The organism is Alkalibaculum bacchi, assembly GCF_003317055.1.
Classification (GTDB): Bacteria; Bacillota; Clostridia; order Eubacteriales; family Alkalibacteraceae; genus Alkalibaculum; species Alkalibaculum bacchi.
Window position 1 is genome coordinate 20,326 of the sequence record NZ_QNRX01000012.1, and the last position, 22,070, is coordinate 42,395.

A 22,070-nucleotide genomic window follows, 5' to 3' on the forward strand; every position below is an offset into this window, starting at 1 on the left:
TTTACACCTCTTTTCGCACAGGTGGTCTGGTATCAAAGGCATGGAGCAGTTCTTCAAATACAGGGTGGAACTGTATCACACCGACACGACCATATAAATCACTGATAAGGCATTGCCCGTTTTCCAAATCACGCAATCGCTTCTGATTGTTTTCGTCCTCTGGGTCTACACCAAAAAAGGCTAAGGTCTTTTTAATCTCGTTAAGGTCAGTGGAACGAAATGCAAATTTTAAGCCGAGGTTATTTTTCAGTTTTTCATCTAAGAGGTCGTCTGTATTTTGGGTCACGAAATATACCCCAGCGTTCATAGCACGACCAGCCCGAACCAGCTTCATAGATAGTGTTTTTCCTTGTGCTACCTGTAAAAAGCTCCATGCTTCGTCTAAATCTACAATCTTGAAAATGCTTCGGTCTGTATGGATAAAGTCTAAAGCAAAGGTACTAATGACAATCAGCATAGCAACGGATAAAAGCTCCATAGTGGTATATTCCTCAAAGGAAGTTTCCTTGTCGGGAAGTACCAAGTCCGCAACCTGTATAATGTTCAGTTGTTTTTCTAAGCTGATAGACTGCTCCACATAACCATTACTGAATAATAAATGTGCAAAGTCATAGTCTGTAAAACTTTCGATATGGTCGGCTATACTGGTACTTAGTGGCGTATTCTCAACCCGTAATTCCTCAATCACTTTCATCAACCCTCGTACTTCACTATTGGTTACTGCACGAATGGCTTTTCTAAGGATTGGGAAGCGTTCCCCATCACGAGAGGAAATCCCCGTAAGGAATGTCAGAATATCAATAGCCAGTGATTCAGAATCTTTGGGATTTTTCATAATCACATAAGGGTCAAGTAAGCCTTTGTTTTTCTCATCAGAAGTCAGAGTGACGATATTGATTTCATGGGAAATCTCTGGCAAGGTTTCTTTCCATCTGCCACGTTCTGCTTTTGGGTCTACAATCACTGCTTGTGCCCCATAAAGCACCGCATAATAGACGATAAGGTTATTCGCAAAGGATTTACCACCACCCAGCGAACCAACAAAAGCCGACGCTAACGCATTGGTTACTGAACCCTTAACCCCTTGACTGGCAAGAGCAGGTTTCAGATAGACATTGCGTCCAGTATCTAAGCTGTAGCCAACATAAATCCCCTCATTTTCCCCCAGCATTTGAGTAGCACCAAAACCTAAACCAGCGAGGAAATCAGAGGTCACGTATTGAATATAATCATTCATATAACGCTTGCTGGCAGGTAAAAATTCTTCATGTAAGCCGAGCATATCCCCAAATGGTCGTACCAGTTTTACGCTTAAATCGTCATAAAAATCTTTCACTTCATTACAACGACGTTTGAGTTCGTCAAGATCATTTGCTGATACCCTTACCACATAAGACAGCTTGTACATAGATTCCTTGCTTTGGTCTAAATTGGTTTCCAGCTCATTCACACTTTCCAGAGCTTCCGCCACATTGGAGCTGGTTTCATTATCACTTTGCCAAGCGTGGTTATCCAAGTCTTTCAGTTCTTTCTTTTTATTGCGGACAGTAGATAGGGCTTTACGATTCGCTACAATTTCCACATTCATTGACGTATCAATCGGGAATGTAAATTGCTGTTGCTGGTAGTAGAAGATTTCAGAGGACGGGAAGTCCAGTTCTCCGACAATGCTGTTAATGGTAAAGTAAGCTACATAGACGGTTTCATCTTCCTGCTGGATTTTCAAATATCGCTGTTTTTCTTCCACCAAACAGCGAGTAGGCTTAATCAAGTCATAGTATTTAATCAGCGTTTCATTATCCAGCTTTTTCTTTGATAGATGGTACTCATACTCTTCATAGGCAGTGCCTGTCTGTCCGTAAAGGTGTTCAATCAGATAGCCGAAGTCGTCCTTATCTAACCTGCGGATTTTGAAACGACGAGAGATTTTATTTTCTAAGAGCTTTTCCATCTTCTGAAAACGCAGGATTTCATCATTACTCATACTAACAAAATCGCCCATCAGCTTATGGTTCACATCATAGACAAAATCAGACAAAGCATTTTTTGCTTCAACGGTAAGACTTTTCATAGAAAACTCCTGATCGTTGAGAAGCAACTTAAAGCCGATAAAGAAACGGTAGTTCACTTGATTTTCGCCAATCATGGATATTAAAGCGTCTGTCTGTTGGTCGATTTTGTCATAGGCAACCGCTTTGAGCTTGCCAGTGACTTCATTTTTGGAACGCTCTTGTGCAGAACGTATGCTGGATTCTGTACTGATTTGTAAAGCATGAATTTTGCCATCACGATTTTGTGCGATAAGCTGTCTGAAAGAATCATGCACTTGTATTTTCTGTTCTGGACTTAGAAATGAGTAATTGTAAGGAACAAGCTCATAGTAAGCATAACATTCCCCGTCTTTATTCCAGACGAGATTGTTTTCAATGTATTTAATTGGATATGCCATAAAATTCACTCCTAACTGCTGTAATGGCTTCTTGTGGCTGGTTTCTGCCAAGCGTTACTTTTTTTCCTGCATAGGTCAGCTTTGGTCGCAGTGCATAAGCAATGACAGACTTCAAAAATCCATAAGGCTTTTTACCATCAAAAGTTTTTGTAGACATAAACCATGTGAAAGCCACAGGAATCCCAAAGTATTTGAGAAATGCTCCCTCTATCATGGAAAGAGGGGGCAAGTTGCCAAGTATCATCACTGCAAAGAGTGACACGACAAACCATGTCATTTGCGTAAAGGTTATGGGAAACGGAAGTCTAAAATCATTGATAGAATACAGTACCTTTTCCACAGACCAGATACTGGTATAGCTTCGTATTTTCTTCATGTAATCAATCCTTTCATAAAAAATAGGGGTAGCTGATTGAGCCACCCCGTAAAATAGAAAATCTGCCAGTAGTAATGTACCGACAGATTTAATAGACGATTTCAAAAATCCCATGATTGGTTGAGATAAACGTTCCTGAAAGGTCTAAATCCCGACCATAGGCTTGATAATCAATATAGTTTTGAAGACTAGCTGGTACTTCGCCTAAAGCACCCGTTTCTTCAATGTAGTAGCGTGCCACGTCATACATATCATCACAATCGGAATGAATGATAATATCCTCTTGATGTTCGCTTAGTTCTTCAATGCTTGAAAAATGAGTGAGCAGAGCAGATAGCTCCGATTGTAATTCTTCGGGTAATTCCGATACCATTTCCCATAGTCGATTGAGTTCGCCAATGGAAGTGTATTCGTCAACCGTAAAGGGTAACTCGTAGTCATGAATGGCGTATTCCTCATATTCATCATTCAAGCCGATTTTCTCTTTGACTTCCTCAAAGTCAATGGGAAAGGTAAACCACGCACCGACCAATTCGCCCTCATTGTATTTGCCTAAATTCGCAATATAGACTTGCATATCGTCCATATATTCACGTCCTTTCTTTGTAGAGATTCAAAAATCCCTACCGCACTTCGTTTGGTGTACCATTCCTTTGCGGAACATAAGAAAACCACTTATATTCCACAAAAGAACGGTTTTATTTAAGCACCAATAATGCGATTGAATAGCTCTAGTAAAATGTCTTTTACTCCAGCAGCGTTGAAGACTAAGCCAACCGCAATAATCGCAATAATTAAAAAGCCAATCAGTTTGCTAAACTCACGCTTGAAGCCAAGATACAAGCCAATCACAACGATTGCTAAAAGCACCAGTGATTGAGCGTTTGATAGAAACCAGTTATAAAGGTTTTGTCCAAAATTCATAAAAATGTTCTCCTCTCTATATTCAATGAATTTGTATTTGAGTTATTTTTTTGTTGTTATCACGTCCTGTTCTTTTACTGACTGTTGCTTCAAAATCTGCTTGTGTCGGTCTGTCAGTTTCGCATGGTCGAGAATGTCTTTTACAACCTGCGTCTGGTTGATTTCATCAAGTTTAATCGCAACCTTTAAGGTCGGGGCAACTTGATGAGATAGCCAGTTCAGCGTCCTTTGGAAGGAGTAAGGCTCTGGTTTTGTGGTTAGTTTTAATCGTTCACGATTGTTCCCAATAAACCAAGCCCATTCTTCATTCAGTTTCCAATCAGAACGAGGTTTGGAATCGTCTTTATCTACAAAACGGATATACCGATTGATAATTTTAAAGGCGGTATGCTCTGGATTGTCATAGACGAGTAAATCACGGACTGCATAATAGGCACGCTCATTTTTCAATCGAATCTCAAAACGGTTTTTTACTTCTGCGTCTTCAATGGGAATATCATTTTTCTTGTACTGCTCGTAGTCCTTTTCATAGATACAGAAATAAACTTCACTTTGTAATGAACCGATATAGAGGGTGTTTCCCATACATTCCTTTTCCTCTTTGCGTACCAGTTCGCCACTGCGATAGCTTTTAAAACTGCGGAAGACGGAGATACATTCTTCCTGTTGGCACTTTTCAGTGAGTACAGGGATATTTAAAATCCCTGTCTTATCGTTAATGGCAAGGTCAAGGCGTTTCATCACACCGCCAGCCACCAAAACGTCCATAAAGAACTCATACCAGCTTCTTTGTTGTGCCAGAAGATAGCTTTCAAATTGTCTGCACCCACGACCTTTCAATTCCACCAGAACTCCTTTGTCCAGTTCATGGGAGCAAAGGACGAATATGTCGCCTAAAGCATAATGCTCTGAATAAGAATAGAAACCATAGTCCTCATGAAGAAAATAGGACAGTTTCAGTTGTAAGATGTTTTCGACCACCTGCTGTACGTCTGTTGTCGGAAAGCGAATTCTTACATAATCAAACAGCATTTCAAGGGGAGCGTCGGGATTGAAGCGTTCCAGAGCTTCCCAAAGGGACTGCTGTAAATCCTCTGATGGCTTGACTTTTCCTGTTTCAATATCGCTTAGATACTGCCTTGTAATACCAGTCGCAACAGCTAAACGGTTTTGAGATAGTCCATAAGCCAAGCGTTTTTCTTTTAAATGCTGTAACCAAGTTTGTTCATTCAGTAAAAATCCCTCCAATCAAAAAGGCGTATGTCAACTTTTAAAGCCCATTTGACATACGCTGAAATTTTGTAAATCCCTTGTAACCAAAGGATTTTCTAATGTTTTTTTGACTGTTTCCTGTCGATTTGTACCCCCCTGTTAGATACGGGGGGTTAAGTGCTGGCGTGGCTATTGCCACACCAGCCAGCAAGATCAGTCCACACCTGCGACTTCCGCTTCGCACGTCGCCTGCGTGGACTGTCTGCTGTTGGATAACTTTTTAATTTCCTCCAAGAAATCATATCCTTTTGGTACAAGGGGAGTATAAAACTCTGATATGACACTTGTTCCTACATCAACATAGCCACGACCTTTGATTCGCTTTAAGAAGAAATCCTTTTGTACGTCACTGCCAAACATCATGCCATAGCCCATTTCAGACATACGACCTAAAGCCACTCTGAAATTAAACTGATCACGGATTCCGTCGCCTAAATATTTTGCGTCTGGACGTTGACAAGCCAGTATTAGAAAGAAGCCAGCTTGACGACCTAACATGACAATCTGTTTCAGCTTATTCATAACTGCGGTGTTTTCTTTTGTTCCCAGCATTTCCATGAAAGCGACGTATTCATCAAAGATTAAGAAGTGTGCCGGGAGACCTAAGTAAGCATAATTTTTGCCAGTCTTATAGTTCTTCATCTGCTTCATTTCCTCACTACGTTTCATCATTTCTTCATAGAATGTTTCAATGCAAGAAAGCAAGTCTTCTTTTCTATAGTAGACATTTGCCATCACAGAACCTAAGTCCGCAAGATCAGCATTTTTCGGGTCAAGAATATACAGTTTTGAATCTGTATGAAGCAAGGCTTCAATCAGTGTCAGTATAAAGTAAGTTTTACCGCCACCTGTACCACCAGCAATCAACATATGAGGGAGCTTATCATATTCCCACCATACGTTTTTCATTAAGCGAAGTTTACCATCTTTAGCTTCTACTTCATCAATAGAAATACGACTGGCTATGGTGTCATAGAGCAAAGTATATTCCACATAGGAATCCTTTAACTCTTTATCCGTCAGCTCACAGTACAAGCCACTCTCTAATTTCTTTTCCAAGTGTAAGAGTTGGTCTTGATATTTTCCCAGCGTGATTTCCACCCGTATCTGTATCAAGCCATTTTTAAGTCGATAATACATTTTAGGGAAGTAGGTTATCTTTTCCTTTGTACGACCAGCACTATCTTTAAAGAAACCCTCTGTTTTGACCTGTTCAGATTCATACCACTTGTTTTCAAGTATCATCTTTGCCAGTTTTTGACGGTGGTAAAGTTGTTTAACCGTATCATAGCGAACCCGTTTGAATACAAACGCTACCAGCAAGCAGATAAGAATTGCGACACTGAAACTGATAATTAAATAGGGAATGTCAATCTTATCTGCTTGTGATAGGTTAAAATCCTGCCAGTTGATCTGCTGGATTGTCTTCACATGAAACAGTCCGACAACCAGCAGGAAAACAGGCAGGAGTGACGCTATCGTAAAATGAAAGACTAAATCTTTACCAGATGGGCGAATCCTTTTACCACGCTGTTTCATGCGAAAAAGTCTCCTTTCTACCTAGCGACTATTTGTCTTGTGTCGGTTCTTTCTTTGCTTGTGGTTGAGCTTTGAATGAACTAGAATCCTTTGTCAGCACAATATCGTCTGCCTTGATATACCAGTCAACATCTGCTCCTTGATAGGTGGCAGTAGCAACGGTGTCCGCAATGGGATTGATAAGTTCCACCCGTGCGTTATAATCAAACTCTTTCAAAGGCACGCTGGCAGGAATACTTACTTGAATCATGCGTCCTTGTCCTTTGGATTTTAAGTCATAGGTACGTTCCTTGATTTCATCTGAAACCGACCCGTCTTCATTTTGGATTCTCACTTCACGACGTAGAGCAGAGAATTTCAATTCTCCAAAAGTCGTGTCTTTATCTAATACAATGCCATTTGCTAATCTCATCATTTTTCCTCTCTTTCTTTATTCTTTTATCATGTCGTCAGCATGTAAAAGGTAATTTGTAAAACCACGAGTGCCGATTTTGTAGCCCTCTGCGGTAATACGTGGATTGACTAACTTCACACGTTCCTCAAAGCCGAAATGTTTTTCGCCAGCTTCAGCAGGAAGCACCACCACAATATCATCTGCTCTTTGAACATCAGAATAGAGATTATAGCTTCTTGATAAGACAGTTAGCCGTCCGTTGATTCTTCGCTGAACGACTTTATCCTCGCCAGCAAATTCTAAATTGCCGAATGTTTTTTCCATGTTGGGAATCACAAATTTAAGTTCCATATTTTTACCTATCCTTTCTTTTTTATTGGCTGAATGAATGTTTGATGGTCTTAAAGAGTGGGGAACGACCTTTTGATTCTTGATTTTTTGTTTTCATAAGTTCACTTCCTTTCAAAATCGGGTAAAAAAATAGACACCTCATTTTTTGAAGTGTCTACCTATTAAATATTCAAATTTTATTGGAAGTATCTTTATATCTTCACTTTTCAAGGATAAATCGTCGTATCAAAGCTCATTCATAAGTAGTAAATTAGTAGTAAATTGAGTGGTTTTGACCTTGATAAAGTGTGATAAGTCCAGTTTTTATGCGGATAACTAGATTTTTATGCTATTTTTATTTATAAAAAAAAGCAGAATGCGGAATGCTGAAAGCTGAAATTTCTCACCCAAAGGCGAGCATTGCTTTCCGAAGCAACAAGACAACCCATAAGTTTTCCAACATTCCAACTTCGTAGTTTTCCGCTTTCTGCTTTCCGCAAAAAATCACGCCAAAGCGTGATTTTTTTTATATATTTCCTAATATAATTTGCGTCATCTCTTTTGTAGATAGAACTTTTTCATCTTTTGTAGCAATATCGGATGTTCTGTGGCCATCGTCTAATGCTTTTCTGACAGCTGTTTCTATATTTTCTGCTTCTTCACTTAAGTTAAAGGAGTACTTTAACATCATAGCTACAGACATGATAGTCGCGATTGGATTTGCTTTCCCTTGCCCTGCAATATCTGGTGCTGATCCATGAACAGGTTCGTACATACCTTTGTTATTTTCACCTAAGCTTGCAGATGGTAACATTCCAATAGAACCTGTTATCATACTAGCTTCATCTGACAAAATATCCCCAAACATATTTTCCGTTACGATAACATCAAATTGCTTTGGATTTCTTACCAATTGCATAGCCGCATTATCTACGTATAGATGATTTAAGCTTACATCTGGATATTCTTTTGCAATTCTCTCAACCGTTTTTCTCCAAAGTCTTGAACTTTCTAAGATGTTCGCCTTATCTACGCTTGTAAGTACTTTACCTCTTTTCTGAGCCATGTCAAAGGCAACTCGTGTAATTCTCTCGATTTCTTTTTCGGAATAAATAAGCACATCATAAGCTGCTTTTCCCATGTCTTCCGTTTCTTTATATCCTTTTTCACCGAAATAAAGGCCACCAGTTAGTTCTCGAACAACTAATACATCTAATCCCCCTTCGACAATTTCAGGTCTTAGTGGACATGCATCTGCCAAAGAATCAAAAAGGATAGCAGGTCGTAAATTAGCATATAAACCCAATCCCTTCCGTAAACCTAGTAGAGCGGCTTCTGGTCTTTGATCTCCAGGAAGGTCATCCCACTTAGGTCCGCCTACAGCCCCTAAAAGCACTGCGTCACTATTATTTGCCACTTCTAATGTCTTTTCTGGCAGTGTAGTTCCATAAGCATCGTAAGCAATACCACCTGCTAATACTTCTTCAAATTCAAATGTGTGATTGTATTTTTTCCCAATTGATTGAAGAACTTCAACAGCAGAATCTACAACCTCTGGGCCAATTCCATCGCCTTTTATTACGGCAATTTTATAATTCATATTGATGACAACCTCCTGTGTGAAAAATAATTTATTTTGATTTTATCTTCTGGTCTTTAATTAATTTATAATCTATAGAATCTACTAAAGCATTTACACTGGCTTCGATAATATTAGTAGATACCCCTACAGTAGTCCAATAGTCTTCTCCGTCTGTAGATTCAATTAATACCCGAACCTTTGCTCCAGTATTGGTTCCATCTAGAACTCGTACCTTGTAATCGGATAAATGAAATTCTTTAAGATTACTGTAAAATAAGCCAAGGACCTTTCGAATAGCTTTATCAATAGCATTTACTGGACCATTTCCTTCTGCTGCTGTCATTTCTGTTTTGTCATTAACAGAAACCTTTACCATAGCAGATGCCGTACAGTGTCCATTGGATTCCGTAGCCTCTTCAATAATCTTATAATACTCCAATTTAAAAAATGGTTTGTATAATCCTAGATGCTTCCTAATGACTAACTCAAAAGAAGCTTCTGCACCTTCAAATTGATAGCCATCTGCCTCTAACGTCTTTAATAATTCCACAATTTCAGCCGTTTCAGGAGACTCCTTTGTTATAGAATAATCTACCTTATTAATTCGATTAATGACTGTATTTTTACCTGAGACTTCAGACATAAGGAATCTTCTTGTATTTCCCACTACTTCAGGTTCTACGTGTTCAAAAGAGCCTTTTGCCTTCATGATGCCATCTATATGCATACCACCCTTATGTGCAAAGGCATTTGCTCCAACATAGGGCATAGAATGATCTAATGGAATATTTGAGATTTCGGCAATATATCTAGCTGAAGGGGTCAATTCGCTCACCTTGTCAGCGCTGATACATTCGTACCCCCACTTGATTTGCAAATTAGAAATAATAGTAGATAGATTTGCATTTCCGCATCTTTCACCTATTCCAAGAAAGGTACCTTGAACGTGGCTTGCTCCACCTTTTACAGCTAGCATGGAATTCGCTACTGCAACTCCACTATCATTATGACAGTGAATGCCTATAGGTACTTTTAATGTACTTACCAAATCTTTTACGATGGAATAAATCTCGTTAGGAAAGCAACCTCCATTTGTGTCACACAATACTAAATAGTCTGCTCCTGCCCTTTCTGCAGCTTTTAAGGATTCAAGGGCGTATTCTGGATTTGCCTTATATCCGTCAAAAAAATGTTCTGCATCGAAAATAACTTCTTTCCCTTTGTTTTTCAAGTAGGATATCGTATCATAAATCATATTTATATTTTCTTCTAAACTTGTACAAATAACATTTTTTACGTGATAGTCCCAGCTCTTTCCAAAAATACTAATGGCTTTTGTATCAGCGGATAACAAGTCGTGGACATTCTTATCCTCTTCTACCTGTATATTTTTTCTTCTAGTACTTCCAAACGCCACTAGGGTTGCATGTTTTAGCTCACATTGTCTCATAGCATCAAAGTACTCACGGTCCTTAATATTAGACCCTGGGTTTCCTGCTTCTATATAATCAATACCTAGTCGATCTAGCTCTTTTGTTATTTTTATTTTATCATCAAGAGAATAGGATATACCGCTTCCCTGGGCTCCATCCCGTAAGGATGAATCAAATATTTGAATCTTTTGCATCTATCTCACCCCTTTTACGCTATAAAAAACAACTCTTAATCCGCTTCTAAAATAAGCGCCTCTAATGATTGTCCTGCTGGTACGATTGGCAAAACATTATCGTCTTTACTAATTCGACATTCTAATAAAACTGGTTTTGTTAAATTTAAATGACTTAAAAAATCATTTAAACCTAACATATCATTTACCTGTCTACCTTCTATGCCATAAGCATCAGCTAATTTTATATAGTCTACTACGTCCGTATTGTCCGTTTCCATATATCTTTTTTTGCTAAACATCTTTTGCCATTGCCTTACCATTCCTAGGGCGTTGTTGTTCATAAGAACTATGAGAATAGGTAATTTAAACTTTGCAATAGTGAGAAGTTCGTTGCAGGTCATTCTAAATCCGCCATCTCCAACAAACAGGATTACAGGTTTTTCTGGAGCACCAATCTTAGCACCTGCTGAAGCACCTATACCAAAGCCCATGGTTCCCAAGCCTCCAGAAGTGACAAATTTAGTATCTTGATTAAATTTCCAATACTGCGCTGTCCACATTTGATGTTGCCCTACATCCGTAACGACAACTGCTTGTTCATTAAACTTTTCATTAATAGCCTCTATGATATTCTTTGCCACAAAATCTTTAGATGTGTAGTGGATTTTAACTTCAGTTTGTTGAATTTCCTTCAGCCAATCTTCTCGATTATTTTGCTCAACACTATCAACTATCATTTTAAGAGAATTTTTGACATCACATATGTATGATAGATGCGTTTCAACATTTTTGTCAATTTCCGTCTCATCAATATCTAAATGAATAATCTTTGCTTTTCGAGCAAACTTCTTTGGATCCCCAATAACCCGGTCACTAAATCGAGCTCCAATCGCAATAAACAAATCACATTTTGTCACAGCGATATTAGCTTCTTTAAAGCCATGCATACCTACAAGCCCCAAAGAAAGAGGTTCTGTTCTATCAATAGTAGATAGGCCCATTAGAGAATTTACTACAGGTATTCCTGCTTTTTTTGCTAATTCAACCATCTCACTTGATGCATTTGCTGTCTTTACACCTCCACCAGCGTAGATGATCGGTTTACTAGAAGAATTAATCAAATCTGCTATCTTTTCAGCATCCTCAGTACTAATGGTATCTGCAAACACAGAATCCTTTTCTTCAATATCTGTAGGTTCAAAATCTATTACAGTCGTGAACACATCCTTTGGGATATCAATTAATACTGGCCCTGGTCTATCAGAATTAGCAATAGCAAAGGCCTTTTTTACTGCCTCTTCTATTTCCTCAGCAGTCTTAATGAGAATATTATGCTTTGTAATTGGCATAGTTACTCCAGTAATATCGATTTCCTGAAAAGAATCTCTTCCCAATAGAGAATTGGCGACTTGACCTGTAATGACTACCATAGGTATAGAATCCATATAGGCTGTTGCAATTCCTGTGACGGTGTTCGTAGCGCCTGGTCCTGAAGTAACTATGCAAACACCTGTTTTACCTGTTACCCTAGCGTATCCATCTGCTCCATGAGCTGCCCCTTGCTCATGAGCTGGTCTGTATACTTTAAAATGATTTGTCTCATCATATAATGCATCAAATAAGGGTATTACAGCTCCCCCTGGATAACCAAAGATCGTATCTACATTTTGTCCTTTTAAACATTCTAATAGTATTTGAGATCCGCTCTTCTTTCCCATAATTTGACCTCCCTAAATCTTTTATTCGATTCGCTACTGCCTCTTTACAACTATTCATGCTACCATTTCTAAATCTTAAAAAATAATGATAAGTGGGGGATTACACCCTTACAAAATAAAGTCTCATTTTATAAAAAATGCTGAATAGATAATATCTCATTCAGCATCTTCAACATAGTTTAATTAAACTCTGCGTTTAATTATTTTTGCAACCATGACATCATAGATCTTAATTTTTTACCTACTTTTTCTACTAGATGTTCTTTTTCTATTGCTCTTGTAGCATTAAAATATGGTCTGTTTACAGTGTTTTCTTGTAACCAGTTTCTAGCAAATGTTCCATTTTGAATTTCTTCTAATACTTTCTTCATTTCTGCTCTAGATTCTTTGCCAATGATTCTTCTACCCGTTACATAATCGCCATATTCTGCAGTATCACTGATAGAGTGTCTCATTTTTTCAAATCCGCCTTCTACGATTAAGTCGACGATTAATTTCATTTCGTGAACACATTCAAAATATGCGCTTTCTGGCTCATATCCTGCTTCTACTAATGTTTCAAAACCAGCTTTCATAAGCTCTGTTACGCCACCACAAAGAACAGCTTGCTCTCCAAAAAGATCTGTTTCTGTTTCTTCTTTAAAAGTAGTCTCTAGAACACCCGCTCTAGCTCCACCAACACCTGCAGCATAAGCTAAGCCAAGATTGAAAGCATCGCCTGTTGCATCTTGGAACACAGCGATTAAGCAAGGAACACCTTTTCCTTCTTCGTATTGTCTTCTTACAATATGTCCTGGTCCTTTTGGTGCAATCATAAATACATTTACATCTGCTGGTGGTACAATTTGCTTGTAGTGAATATTAAACCCATGTGCAAACATTAAAGATTTTCCAGCAGTTAAATTAGGTAGAACATCGTTATTGTATATTATTGGTTGTTTCTCATCATTGACTAACATCATGATGATATCTGCTTCTTTTGCAGCTTCAAAAGTAGTTTTAACTGTTAAGCCAGCTTCTTCTGCTTTTGCTTTTGATTTGCTACCTTCGTATAATCCAACTACAACATCTACGCCGCTTTCCTTTAAGTTTAAAGCATGTGCATGTCCTTGGCTACCGTATCCAATAATCGCTACTTTTTTTCCTTTAAGATAATCTAAATTACAGTCTTGTTCATAGTACATTTTTGCCATTTATAATTCCTCCCAAATTTTGTTTTAGTATATATAGAATATATCCTATATATAATTTATAAAAGGGTGTCCTTGACGCAGTGGTACTGCCGGAGATCTTTTTGTGAGCTTTCTCGTTGTACAAAAAAGCCTCGCTCCTATAAGCATCTTAATACTCATAGGGACGAGGCATTTATAACATCGTGGTACCACCCTAGTTTACAGTTAAATAAAACTGACTCTTTTCAGGTCAAATCTTTTGATTGAACCCTTATTTATATATCGGTAAAAACCGCCTTAACCTACTCGCATTAACTTTCAGCAAGGTACTCAGAAGTGATCTATTACATACCTATCCAACGCTAATTTTCACCAAACATTAGCTCTCTAAATTTGAATTTATAGTACTTTTGTCTTCGTCATCGCATTCTTATATCAAATTATTAGTTCTATTTTAATCCCTTCTAAATTCTATGTCAAGGAATTTTTCAGAAAATTCCGATTAAGATTTTGTTAAGTGGAAAGTAGAATGTGGAATGCGGAAATGGAAACCTACTCGCGCGAAGGCGAGACAAGGTTTTTCTCGTCCAACCATCAAATAATTAGAGAGTTCCGCCTTCAGCATTCAGCTTTCCCGTTCTACTATTGTTTAACCATTGTTCGTGTCGCCAAAGCTCGTCTTATAAAGACTCCTGCCGTCTAAAGAGTAATTCTTTTCTGCAAAAGACCCGCCCTCAACATTAGATAATGCTTTATTCATGCCGTACATTCTAGCGTCGATTAAATCAATATAGTGAAGTAGTTCTGCCTCTGGAATCAGGGGCATTTTAGGGCTACCATACTCTGCATGATAATGATGAGATAAAATCATATGCTGAAGAACCATTTTTATTTCGTCATCTATTGAAAGTTCTCTACAAACTCTGTCTATTTCAGTGATGCCCTGAATAATATGACCTAGAAGCTTTCCCTCTGTAGAATAGTCTTCTACAATACCTAGCTCGTCTGCTATCATCTCTTCTGTTTTAGAGAGATCGTGTAATACAATCCCAGCGTAGAGCAAGTCTGTATTTATAAAGTCATAGATAGAACTAATCTTCTCACCTAAATCTAGCATGGTTCGAATATGATATAATAACCCGCCTTTTATATTGTGATGATGAGTTTTAGCTGCCGGATAATAGGATAATTTCACCTCTTTATCCTTAAATAAGGTCAAAGTAAGTTCCTTTATTTGAGGATGAATAATTTTATCAATAAAACTATAGATTTCATGAATCATTTGATTAGAAGATACAGGAGCAGCAGCAATATAATCCTCAAAATTAACATCGTCCGATTGTTCTACTAATCTAATTTTTTCAATATGCAATTGCATCTTATTATTAAACTTTTGAACTTGGCCTCGAACTTTAACTAAAATGCCAGATTTATATGCGTTTAAATCCATCCCTTGAGCATTCCATATCTTTCCATTAATTTCATCTTTATTTTGATCTGCAATATTTATATCGATATAGGTACCCCCATTTTTAGAGGTCCTCTCTTCTATTTTCTTAATCATATAATAACCTTGTATCTTTTGATTGTATTCAAAATCTTTTATATTCATTATTATCCCTCCACAAAAGCGCCTTCGGCGCTTTTCGTTCTAAGTTCTATGTTCTAAGTGAAATCAGCAGGTCGCTCCGCGACCACTGATTTCACCTGACCACCTGACCACCTTAATATTTTCCACTTTCAGCCAAAAAACAATCGCGACCGTCTCCAGTCGCTGATTATTAGTTTTTAATGCTATTTGACAGTCTTGAAATCTCTTCCTGACCCATTAATTTTACTGTTGCAGTGGAAGATTTTTGTCCTCTAGTGTACTTAACCTTAACGGTATCTCCCGGAAGTTTATTGTAGATAACTTCCCTCAGTTTTAACATCGTATTGACCTCAACTTCATCAATATGAGTAATGATATCACCTTTTTGTAACCCAGCTACATCTGCTCCGGAACCCTTTTGAACATCCATTATCAGTATTCCTGCATCAAGTTTAAGATCTTCATCGCCAACATAATATTTAGCAAATTCTCTGTCTGTACCGCTTATGCCAAGTAATGTAGGTGTAAATTTTCCATTTTGGATGATTTGTTCTACTATTGGTTTGACAATATTTATTGGTATCGCAAAGCCCATACCTTCACCGCTGTCTACTTTAGCCGTATTGATTCCAATGACCGTTCCTTCATTGTCTAGTAGGGGGCCGCCGCTGTTCCCGCTATTTATAGAAGCATCTGTTTGAATTAAATCCTCTGCTATATTGCTTTGGCTGATGGCAATACTTCTATTTAATCCACTGACAATACCAGATGTTACTGTTCGTTCAAAAGTTAAACCTAAAGGATTTCCTATAGCGATAGCCATCTCACCTACAGAAAGATGATCTGAATCTCCTAGTATGGCAACAGGTAGATTATTTGCATCTATTTTTATAACTGCCAGATCTAAGTTTTCATCGGACCACACTACAGAAGCCTCTAAAGACCTGCCATCCTTTAAAGATACTGTAATCTTGCTTGGATTATTTGTTACTACATGTTGATTGGTAACAATATAACCATTATCAGTTACAATAAATCCAGACCCTACTCCAGCCCTTTCATACTGTCTCATAAAGATATCCTGGGTCATTTCAACTGTAGTTATTCCCACAACTGCTGGCGTAACTAATTCTGCTACAGCTTCAACGGTAGTTGGTGGGTCGTCCTCAATGGTAAGAGATTCTACAAGACCGCTATTTGAGTTATTTGTAGAATTGTTTTGCACAATTGCATTGTCTATATTATTTATATATTGGATTGCTATGACTCCAATTACAAGTCCACCAATTAAGGCGCCTACTAAACCTACAGCTAAAATCTTTAAAAAACTGACTTTACCATAGTTTCCATCATCCATACTCTTTCCTCCTCTACTTAAAAGCTAAACACTGTGCTTGGAGTAAATCGTGATGCAACTTCTAAAGTTACATCCTTTTGTATTTTGATTTTATTTTTAGTAAGAAGAGAGCTTGTCGTTTCAAATGCTAATTCAGGAAAATTATTTTCATCACTTAAATGAGCTAGTAGTACTCTTCTAAGGCCTTTCTCTACTAATTCTAAAATAGCACTAGCCGCTACCTCATTTGATAAGTGCCCCTTATCGCCCAGTATACGTCTTTTTAAAGGGTATGGATAGGGTCCTGCTTTAAGCATATCTACATCATGATTTGATTCAATAACGGCTAAATCAGAATTTTCAATACGCTTCATTATACTGCCGTTGATCTCTCCAGTATCCGTCACAATGGAAATTTTGTTCTTACCATTAGTTATAGAAAAACCGACAGGTTCACCAGCATCGTGACTTATGGAAAAAGGTAGTATCGATAATCCATTTAGAATAAGCTCTTTATCTGATGCAAAAACCACTCTGTTTTCAGACCTGATTTTCCCTAGACAGGTGGATGCTGCATTCCATGTTCCACCATTAGCGTAAATAGGAATATTATAACGTCTAGATAGGACCCCTGCTCCTTTTGTATGATCAATGTGATCATGAGAAAGAAACAAACCAGTTAATTCCTGTGGATTGACTTGAATCTTTTTTAAATTCTCTTCTATTCGCTTTCCGCTTACTCCAGCATCAATTAATATCTTTGTATCTCCATCCTCTAAATATGAACAATTGCCACTGCTTCCACTATATAAGCTACAAAATTTCATTAAATTCTCCCTTTTTTTATTTTCACTTATATAATCATATCAGAGTTTATGATTATATAATAATGTAATTTTCTTAAAAATAACTTAAAAATCACTTCGCACTTTTGTTCTAAGTTCTAAGTGAAATCAGCAGGTCGCTCCGCGACCGCTGATTTCACCTGACCACCTGACCACCTGACCACCTGACCACCTTATTTGCTTTTACATAGAACTTGCATCTTACAACTTAGAACTAATAACAGCATACCAAAAAGCACTACATGTCTTATTTTAAAAAGAATATAGTGCTTTTAAATACGTCTCATACAACTAATCTACTACTTTTTTAATTTTTGCGCCTAGGCTTCTTAGTTTTCCTTCTAAGTTTTCGTAGCCTCTTTCAATATGTTTTAATTCTGTAACTTCTGTTATTCCATCTGCAGCCAGTCCAGCAATGACCATAGCAGCTCCAGCTCTTAGGTCTGTAGCTCTTAATGTTGCACCACTTAATTGCTTACCTCCACTAAAGATCGCCACTCGTCCATCCACAAGAATATCTGCTCCCATTCTTCGGAGCTCGTCTACATATTTAAATCGATTCTCAAAAATACTTTCTGTGATGGTACCTGTACCTTGGGTCAAACACATGAGCACTGCCATAGGCTGTTGTAAGTCTGTTGGAAAACCAGGGTAAGGTAGAGTCTTAACATTAATGGAATTTAAATCTTCTTTTCCAATCACTCGAATAGCATCGTCGTATTCAATGATTTCTGCGCCCATTTCTGTTAATTTGGCGGAGATAGACTCTAAATGTTTTGGTATGACATTTTTGATCAAAACATCTCCCTTTGTTGCTACAGCAGCCACCATATATGTACCTGCTTCAATTTGATCTGGAATAACCATATACTCGCAGCCTCTTAATTCCGTTACGCCATTGATTTTTATAATATCTGTGCCTGCGCCTTTAATATTTGCACCCATTAGATTTAAAAAGTTTGCCACATCTACTACATGTGGTTCTCTAGCAGCATTTTCAATAACCGTCATGCCTTCAGCCTTAACCGCTGCTAACATAATATTAATTGTAGCACCCACACTCACTACATCCATGTAAATTTGGGCTCCTATGAGCTTTTCTGCATACATATTAATAACACCATGTTCAATTTCTACTTTAACACCTAATGCTTCAAAACCCTTTATATGTTGGTCAATAGGTCTTACACCTATATCACATCCTCCTGGAAAAGGAATGGTAACCTTTTTAAATCTTCCTAATAGTGCTCCTAGTAGATAATAAGATGCTCTCATTTTACGAGTCTCATCGTCTAGCATTTCATATTGCTCAATATTTTGAGCATCAAAAGTAATTGTATTTTCATTTATTTGAGTTGTCTTAACGCCTAATTTTCGTAATATATTAATAAACCGGTTAACATCTTTAATATTGGGTATATTTTCTAATTTACATACACCTTCTGAAAGGATTGTAGCTGGTATTAAACCTAAAGCTGCATTCTTTGCACCAGCAATGCTTACTTCACCTTTTAAAGGAGTACCTCCCTCGATTACATATCGCTCCATAATAACTTCCCTTCATTATATTGTTCTATTCAACGGTTGATTATATCATATTTTTTTTCATTCTCAAAACATTATATTAACATTAAAGATATAATAATTGGAAACCTCGACCTTTACTAATATTATGTCTTTAATTTCATCTTGTATTAAACTGTTTTCAAAATAATATTATCTCTAATATATGGCAAGTACAAGCCATAAAGGCAAATCAATCGTATTTGTGATATAATCTTTATAATCGTTACTGTAATAAAGATGCAAAAACTTGTTCATAGATTGAGAGGTGTGATAATGAATAATTTTGAGTTATATATTAATAATGACGATTTGGGCGTTACTGTGTTAGAAAATATTTTTATCAATCATTATATGCCTACTGCCCCAGGAGACTATGTAAAAGTGTATCTATTAGGACTAAAGTATTGTAGCAATAAAAATCTCTCCTCTATTTCAAATAAGATTATTGGTAAAACTTTAGGTATATTGGAGAGCGATGTAAGAAAAGCATGGGAGTATTGGGAACAACAAGGCATACTGACTTGTGAGAGAAATGGAGACGACAATTATCATATAAAATATCTTCATATTTCATCCCTTATGCTTGAGGGTAATAATGTGCATACTGAGGAAGATCATTCAAATCAAAAAATAATAGAAGAATTATATAAGACAATAGAATTTATGTATGGTAGGCCTCTTAGCTATAAAGAGTTACAAATTATTGCCAGTTGGATGAATGATTTACTCTTCAACCCAGAAATGATTACGCTCTTAGTAGAATACTGCTTTAATTTAAATAAAAAAGACATTAACTATATCAACAAAGTGGCCTTAAATTGGTATGATAAGAAAATTAATACCTACGATGAAGCCATGGAGAATATTAATTCTTTTAGAGAAAAACGGGATATCTATTATAAGATTATGAATTACCTTGGCTTTAAACGTTCACCAACGAAAGCTGAAATTGGAATTATGGACAAATGGATATCTACCTACAATATGAGCATGGATCTAATCATTGAAGCTTGCAAAAAGACCCTTGCTATCGACAGGCCAAACTTTAAATATATAGACACCATACTTACAGAATGGCATAAGAAAAACTACACCAAACCAGAAGATATAGAAAAAGAAGAACTGCCTAAAAAGCAAAAATCAGAAACGAAGCCAACCCAATACAACCAAAACGGTTATGATTATGACTTACTTGAGAAAAAACTAGAAGAAAAAATGTGGAGAGAAAATAAATGAGGGATGATATATACAATGAAACCATTATTGAATTTGAAAAGAAGAGAACCTTAAAGGAAATCAATCAGAATAAGCGCAAACAGGAAATGTACAAGTCCTATCCTCGGTTAGAGGAGATTGCGAATCAATTAAACTACATGGGAATCGAATTAGCTAAATCCATCTCTACTGGTCCAAGTAATATGAATGGAATAAAAACTTTTGAGAAGAAGACACAAGAGCTGGTAGAAGAGAGAACACAAATCTTAGTAAATGCTGGTTATGCAAAAGATTATTTAGAAATAGAGTATGACTGCCCTGCTTGCCATGACATGGGAATAATTGAACAAAATACCTGCTCTTGTTTTACAAAAGCTTTAATTCGAAAATACTATCAACAATCTAATCTTGATAAGGTCTTGTCTATAGAAAATTTTGATACCTTTCGCTTGGATTGCTATGATGAGGACAAAAGTAAATTTGGTGTATCCCCTAGATTGAATATTCAAAACATTTATTTGATGGCCGTAAACTTTGTAGAAAAATTTGATTCTCAGTATGAAAATTTATACTTGTATGGAAACTCTGGCTTGGGAAAGACTTTCATATCTCATTGCATTGCAAAAGAACTTTTGGATAAGGGAAAATCTGTAATCTATCAAACGGCTACAGACTTAATTGACTCTATTAGAAGAAATAAATTCAATCAAAATATCCAAGTTAACACACTAAGTTATTTGTATCAATGTGACCTTTTAATCATCGATGACTTAGGCACAGAAAGCTTAACGGAATTTGCTAACAATGAGCTCTTTAATTTGCTAAATAGAAGATTAATGGATCAAAAGAGTACTGTAATCTCAACAAATTTATCTCTGAAGGAACTTCAAAAAAGGTATAGCACTCGACTAACCTCAAGAATTATAGGGAATTTTACATTTCTAAAGTTTATAGGAGACGATATTAGGTTAAAAAAAGCCAAGCTTTTATAAGAGCTTGGCTTTTTTTGTTCTACGTTCTAAGATGTAAGTTCTACGTAAAACCATTATTGCTACCAATGGTGGCTAAGTGTTTTTACATAGAACTTAGAACGTACAACTTACATCTGCAATAAAAAAACACCTTCGGGTGTTTTTTTATTGCAATACCTGTACTTGAAGACTTTTTCTTCCAAATCTTACACATTCTTCACGGGTATTGAAATAGATATCTATTTTATTTCCTGTAACAGCTCCACCTCGATCTTCTACAACATAGGTGTTTCCTAGAGCTGGAATATACATTTTTGTACCAAAGGAATAGCTACTAGATGCCGCTATGGTCCGATTTGCACTTGGTTTTGTTCCTGATGCCGTTCTATCGCCTACATAGTAAGCTGTAGCTTCTACGGTTATAGTCTTTACAGATGTTTGACTTCCTCTAGAAGCTGGCACACTTTTATTTGAACTAGTAATTGTTTTCTTCACAGGTACTTTTGTTCCAATTTCTTTGATTTCATCAACTGGTTTTTTAACATTTTCTGAAATTACTTCTCTACTTACTTCTGTACCATCTTCTAAGACGACTTTTTCTTCTATTGTTTTTAGACCAGTACTTCCTCTTTGGACTAAATTGGTCTTACCTTGTAACAAATTGCTATTCTTCTTTTCGATTTTTTTATAATCTAATGACGTTTCTTTTACTTCAATCTTTTCCTCTACGCGAACAATTTTTATGCTATTGTTTTCTTTATTAATTGTAGATGATAGACTAGGCTCTACCTTATCATCTTCATCAACTTGTAGCTCTAATTGTCCTAAAACATCTTCTACTTTATTAAGAGTAGTATTGATTTTGTGCTCTGTTCCATCGGCTACTACTGTAATAGGTATAGCTCGTTGAATTTTGATAATATCTCCATCTTCAAGCTCTGTATGAAGTGCTGGCTCTATCTTATCTTCTTTTTTTAGACTAATATTTTGATTTTTTAATACTTCTTCTACCGTTTGAGTACCTCTAAAAGATGTAGATACCTCTTCGTGATCTATCTTTACGATGATATGATTTTTGTCAAATAATATAAATAGCGTCATTGTCAGTAAAAAGAATATTATGCCTATGATAAGTTTCTTCTCGTGCATTAAGCCCTTGATTTTACTTAGACTCATCTCTT

The 22,070-nt window shown here is 36.8% G+C and carries 19 protein-coding genes and 1 other annotated feature; of the genes, 2 read left to right on the forward strand and 17 right to left on the reverse strand.

What is annotated here, in order from left to right; all coding sequences use genetic code 11:
• Position 1 precedes the first annotated feature (1 nt).
• The 16 genes from tcpF to DES36_RS09660 all read right to left on the reverse strand — a co-directional run bounded on the left by tcpF (position 2) and on the right by DES36_RS09660 (position 18,685).
• The gene (tcpF, locus tag DES36_RS09575; RefSeq protein WP_000331160.1) at positions 2 to 2,449 is read right to left on the reverse strand and encodes a conjugal transfer ATPase TcpF; all 2,448 of its coding nucleotides are present in this window, start codon (positions 2,447 to 2,449) and stop codon (positions 2 to 4) included.
• The gene (locus DES36_RS09580) at positions 2,433 to 2,825 is read right to left on the reverse strand and encodes a conjugal transfer protein (protein ID WP_000723888.1); all 393 of its coding nucleotides are present in this window, start codon (positions 2,823 to 2,825) and stop codon (positions 2,433 to 2,435) included. The genes tcpF and DES36_RS09580 overlap by 17 nt, the downstream gene beginning before the upstream one ends.
• 88 nt (positions 2,826 to 2,913) lie before the next feature.
• Positions 2,914 to 3,411, reverse strand: coding sequence for an antirestriction protein ArdA (locus tag DES36_RS09585; protein ID WP_000342539.1), 498 nt, complete (start codon positions 3,409 to 3,411; stop codon positions 2,914 to 2,916).
• A 116-nt stretch (positions 3,412 to 3,527) separates the two neighbouring features.
• On the reverse strand, positions 3,528 to 3,749 hold the full coding sequence (locus DES36_RS09590; protein WP_001009056.1) for a hypothetical protein: 222 nt from the start codon (positions 3,747 to 3,749) through the stop codon (positions 3,528 to 3,530).
• Positions 3,750 to 3,791: 42 nt separating this feature from the next.
• Positions 3,792 to 4,982: a MobT family relaxase gene (gene mobT, locus DES36_RS09595; RefSeq protein ID WP_191619837.1), complete on the reverse strand. Its 1,191-nt coding sequence runs from the start codon at positions 4,980 to 4,982 to the stop codon at positions 3,792 to 3,794.
• 192 nt (positions 4,983 to 5,174) lie between these two features.
• Entirely contained in the window at positions 5,175 to 6,560 is a 1,386-nt protein-coding gene (locus tag DES36_RS09605; protein ID WP_000813488.1) for an FtsK/SpoIIIE domain-containing protein, read from the reverse strand.
• Between the two features lie 28 nt (positions 6,561 to 6,588).
• Positions 6,589 to 6,972 carry a YdcP family protein gene (locus DES36_RS09610; protein WP_001234286.1) on the reverse strand — a complete coding sequence of 128 codons (384 nt, stop codon included), beginning with the start codon at positions 6,970 to 6,972 and terminating at the stop codon, positions 6,589 to 6,591.
• A gap of 18 nt (positions 6,973 to 6,990) precedes the next feature.
• On the reverse strand, positions 6,991 to 7,305 hold the full coding sequence (locus DES36_RS09615; protein WP_000420682.1) for a YdcP family protein: 315 nt from the start codon (positions 7,303 to 7,305) through the stop codon (positions 6,991 to 6,993).
• A 505-nt stretch (positions 7,306 to 7,810) separates the two neighbouring features.
• A complete protein-coding gene (leuB, locus tag DES36_RS09625; RefSeq protein WP_113920992.1) occupies positions 7,811 to 8,884 on the reverse strand; it encodes a 3-isopropylmalate dehydrogenase in 1,074 nt (357 codons plus the stop codon).
• Positions 8,885 to 8,915: 31 nt separating this feature from the next.
• Complete coding sequence (gene cimA, locus DES36_RS09630; RefSeq protein ID WP_113920993.1) at positions 8,916 to 10,493, reverse strand: citramalate synthase; 1,578 nt, start codon at positions 10,491 to 10,493, stop codon at positions 8,916 to 8,918.
• Positions 10,494 to 10,528: 35 nt separating this feature from the next.
• On the reverse strand, positions 10,529 to 12,193 hold the full coding sequence (ilvB, locus tag DES36_RS09635; protein WP_113920994.1) for a biosynthetic-type acetolactate synthase large subunit: 1,665 nt from the start codon (positions 12,191 to 12,193) through the stop codon (positions 10,529 to 10,531).
• Positions 12,194 to 12,393: 200 nt separating this feature from the next.
• A complete protein-coding gene (gene ilvC / locus DES36_RS09640; RefSeq protein WP_113920995.1) occupies positions 12,394 to 13,386 on the reverse strand; it encodes a ketol-acid reductoisomerase in 993 nt (330 codons plus the stop codon).
• Between the two features lie 156 nt (positions 13,387 to 13,542).
• Positions 13,543 to 13,797: a binding site (T-box leader), on the reverse strand.
• A gap of 217 nt (positions 13,798 to 14,014) precedes the next feature.
• Entirely contained in the window at positions 14,015 to 14,977 is a 963-nt protein-coding gene (locus tag DES36_RS09645) for a 3'-5' exoribonuclease YhaM family protein (RefSeq protein WP_113920996.1), read from the reverse strand.
• A 169-nt stretch (positions 14,978 to 15,146) separates the two neighbouring features.
• Complete coding sequence (locus tag DES36_RS09650; protein ID WP_113920997.1) at positions 15,147 to 16,313, reverse strand: S1C family serine protease; 1,167 nt, start codon at positions 16,311 to 16,313, stop codon at positions 15,147 to 15,149.
• A gap of 17 nt (positions 16,314 to 16,330) precedes the next feature.
• Positions 16,331 to 17,119: an MBL fold metallo-hydrolase gene (locus DES36_RS09655; RefSeq protein WP_113920998.1), complete on the reverse strand. Its 789-nt coding sequence runs from the start codon at positions 17,117 to 17,119 to the stop codon at positions 16,331 to 16,333.
• Between the two features lie 309 nt (positions 17,120 to 17,428).
• Positions 17,429 to 18,685 (reverse strand): UDP-N-acetylglucosamine 1-carboxyvinyltransferase, encoded by a 1,257-nt coding sequence (locus DES36_RS09660; RefSeq protein ID WP_113920999.1) that lies wholly within the window; start codon positions 18,683 to 18,685, stop codon positions 17,429 to 17,431.
• A gap of 291 nt (positions 18,686 to 18,976) precedes the next feature.
• Between DES36_RS09660 and DES36_RS09665 the strand changes: the two genes are divergently transcribed.
• Positions 18,977 to 19,939 carry a DnaD domain protein gene (locus DES36_RS09665; protein ID WP_170128258.1) on the forward strand — a complete coding sequence of 321 codons (963 nt, stop codon included), beginning with the start codon at positions 18,977 to 18,979 and terminating at the stop codon, positions 19,937 to 19,939.
• Positions 19,936 to 20,910 (forward strand): ATP-binding protein, encoded by a 975-nt coding sequence (locus DES36_RS09670; RefSeq protein WP_113921001.1) that lies wholly within the window; start codon positions 19,936 to 19,938, stop codon positions 20,908 to 20,910. Before DES36_RS09665 ends, DES36_RS09670 begins: the two co-directional genes overlap by 4 nt.
• A gap of 144 nt (positions 20,911 to 21,054) precedes the next feature.
• On the opposite strand, the gene DES36_RS09675 is transcribed toward DES36_RS09670, so the two are convergent.
• The gene (locus tag DES36_RS09675; protein ID WP_113921002.1) at positions 21,055 to 22,065 is read right to left on the reverse strand and encodes a 3D domain-containing protein; all 1,011 of its coding nucleotides are present in this window, start codon (positions 22,063 to 22,065) and stop codon (positions 21,055 to 21,057) included.
• Between the last annotated feature and the right edge of the window lie 5 nt (positions 22,066 to 22,070).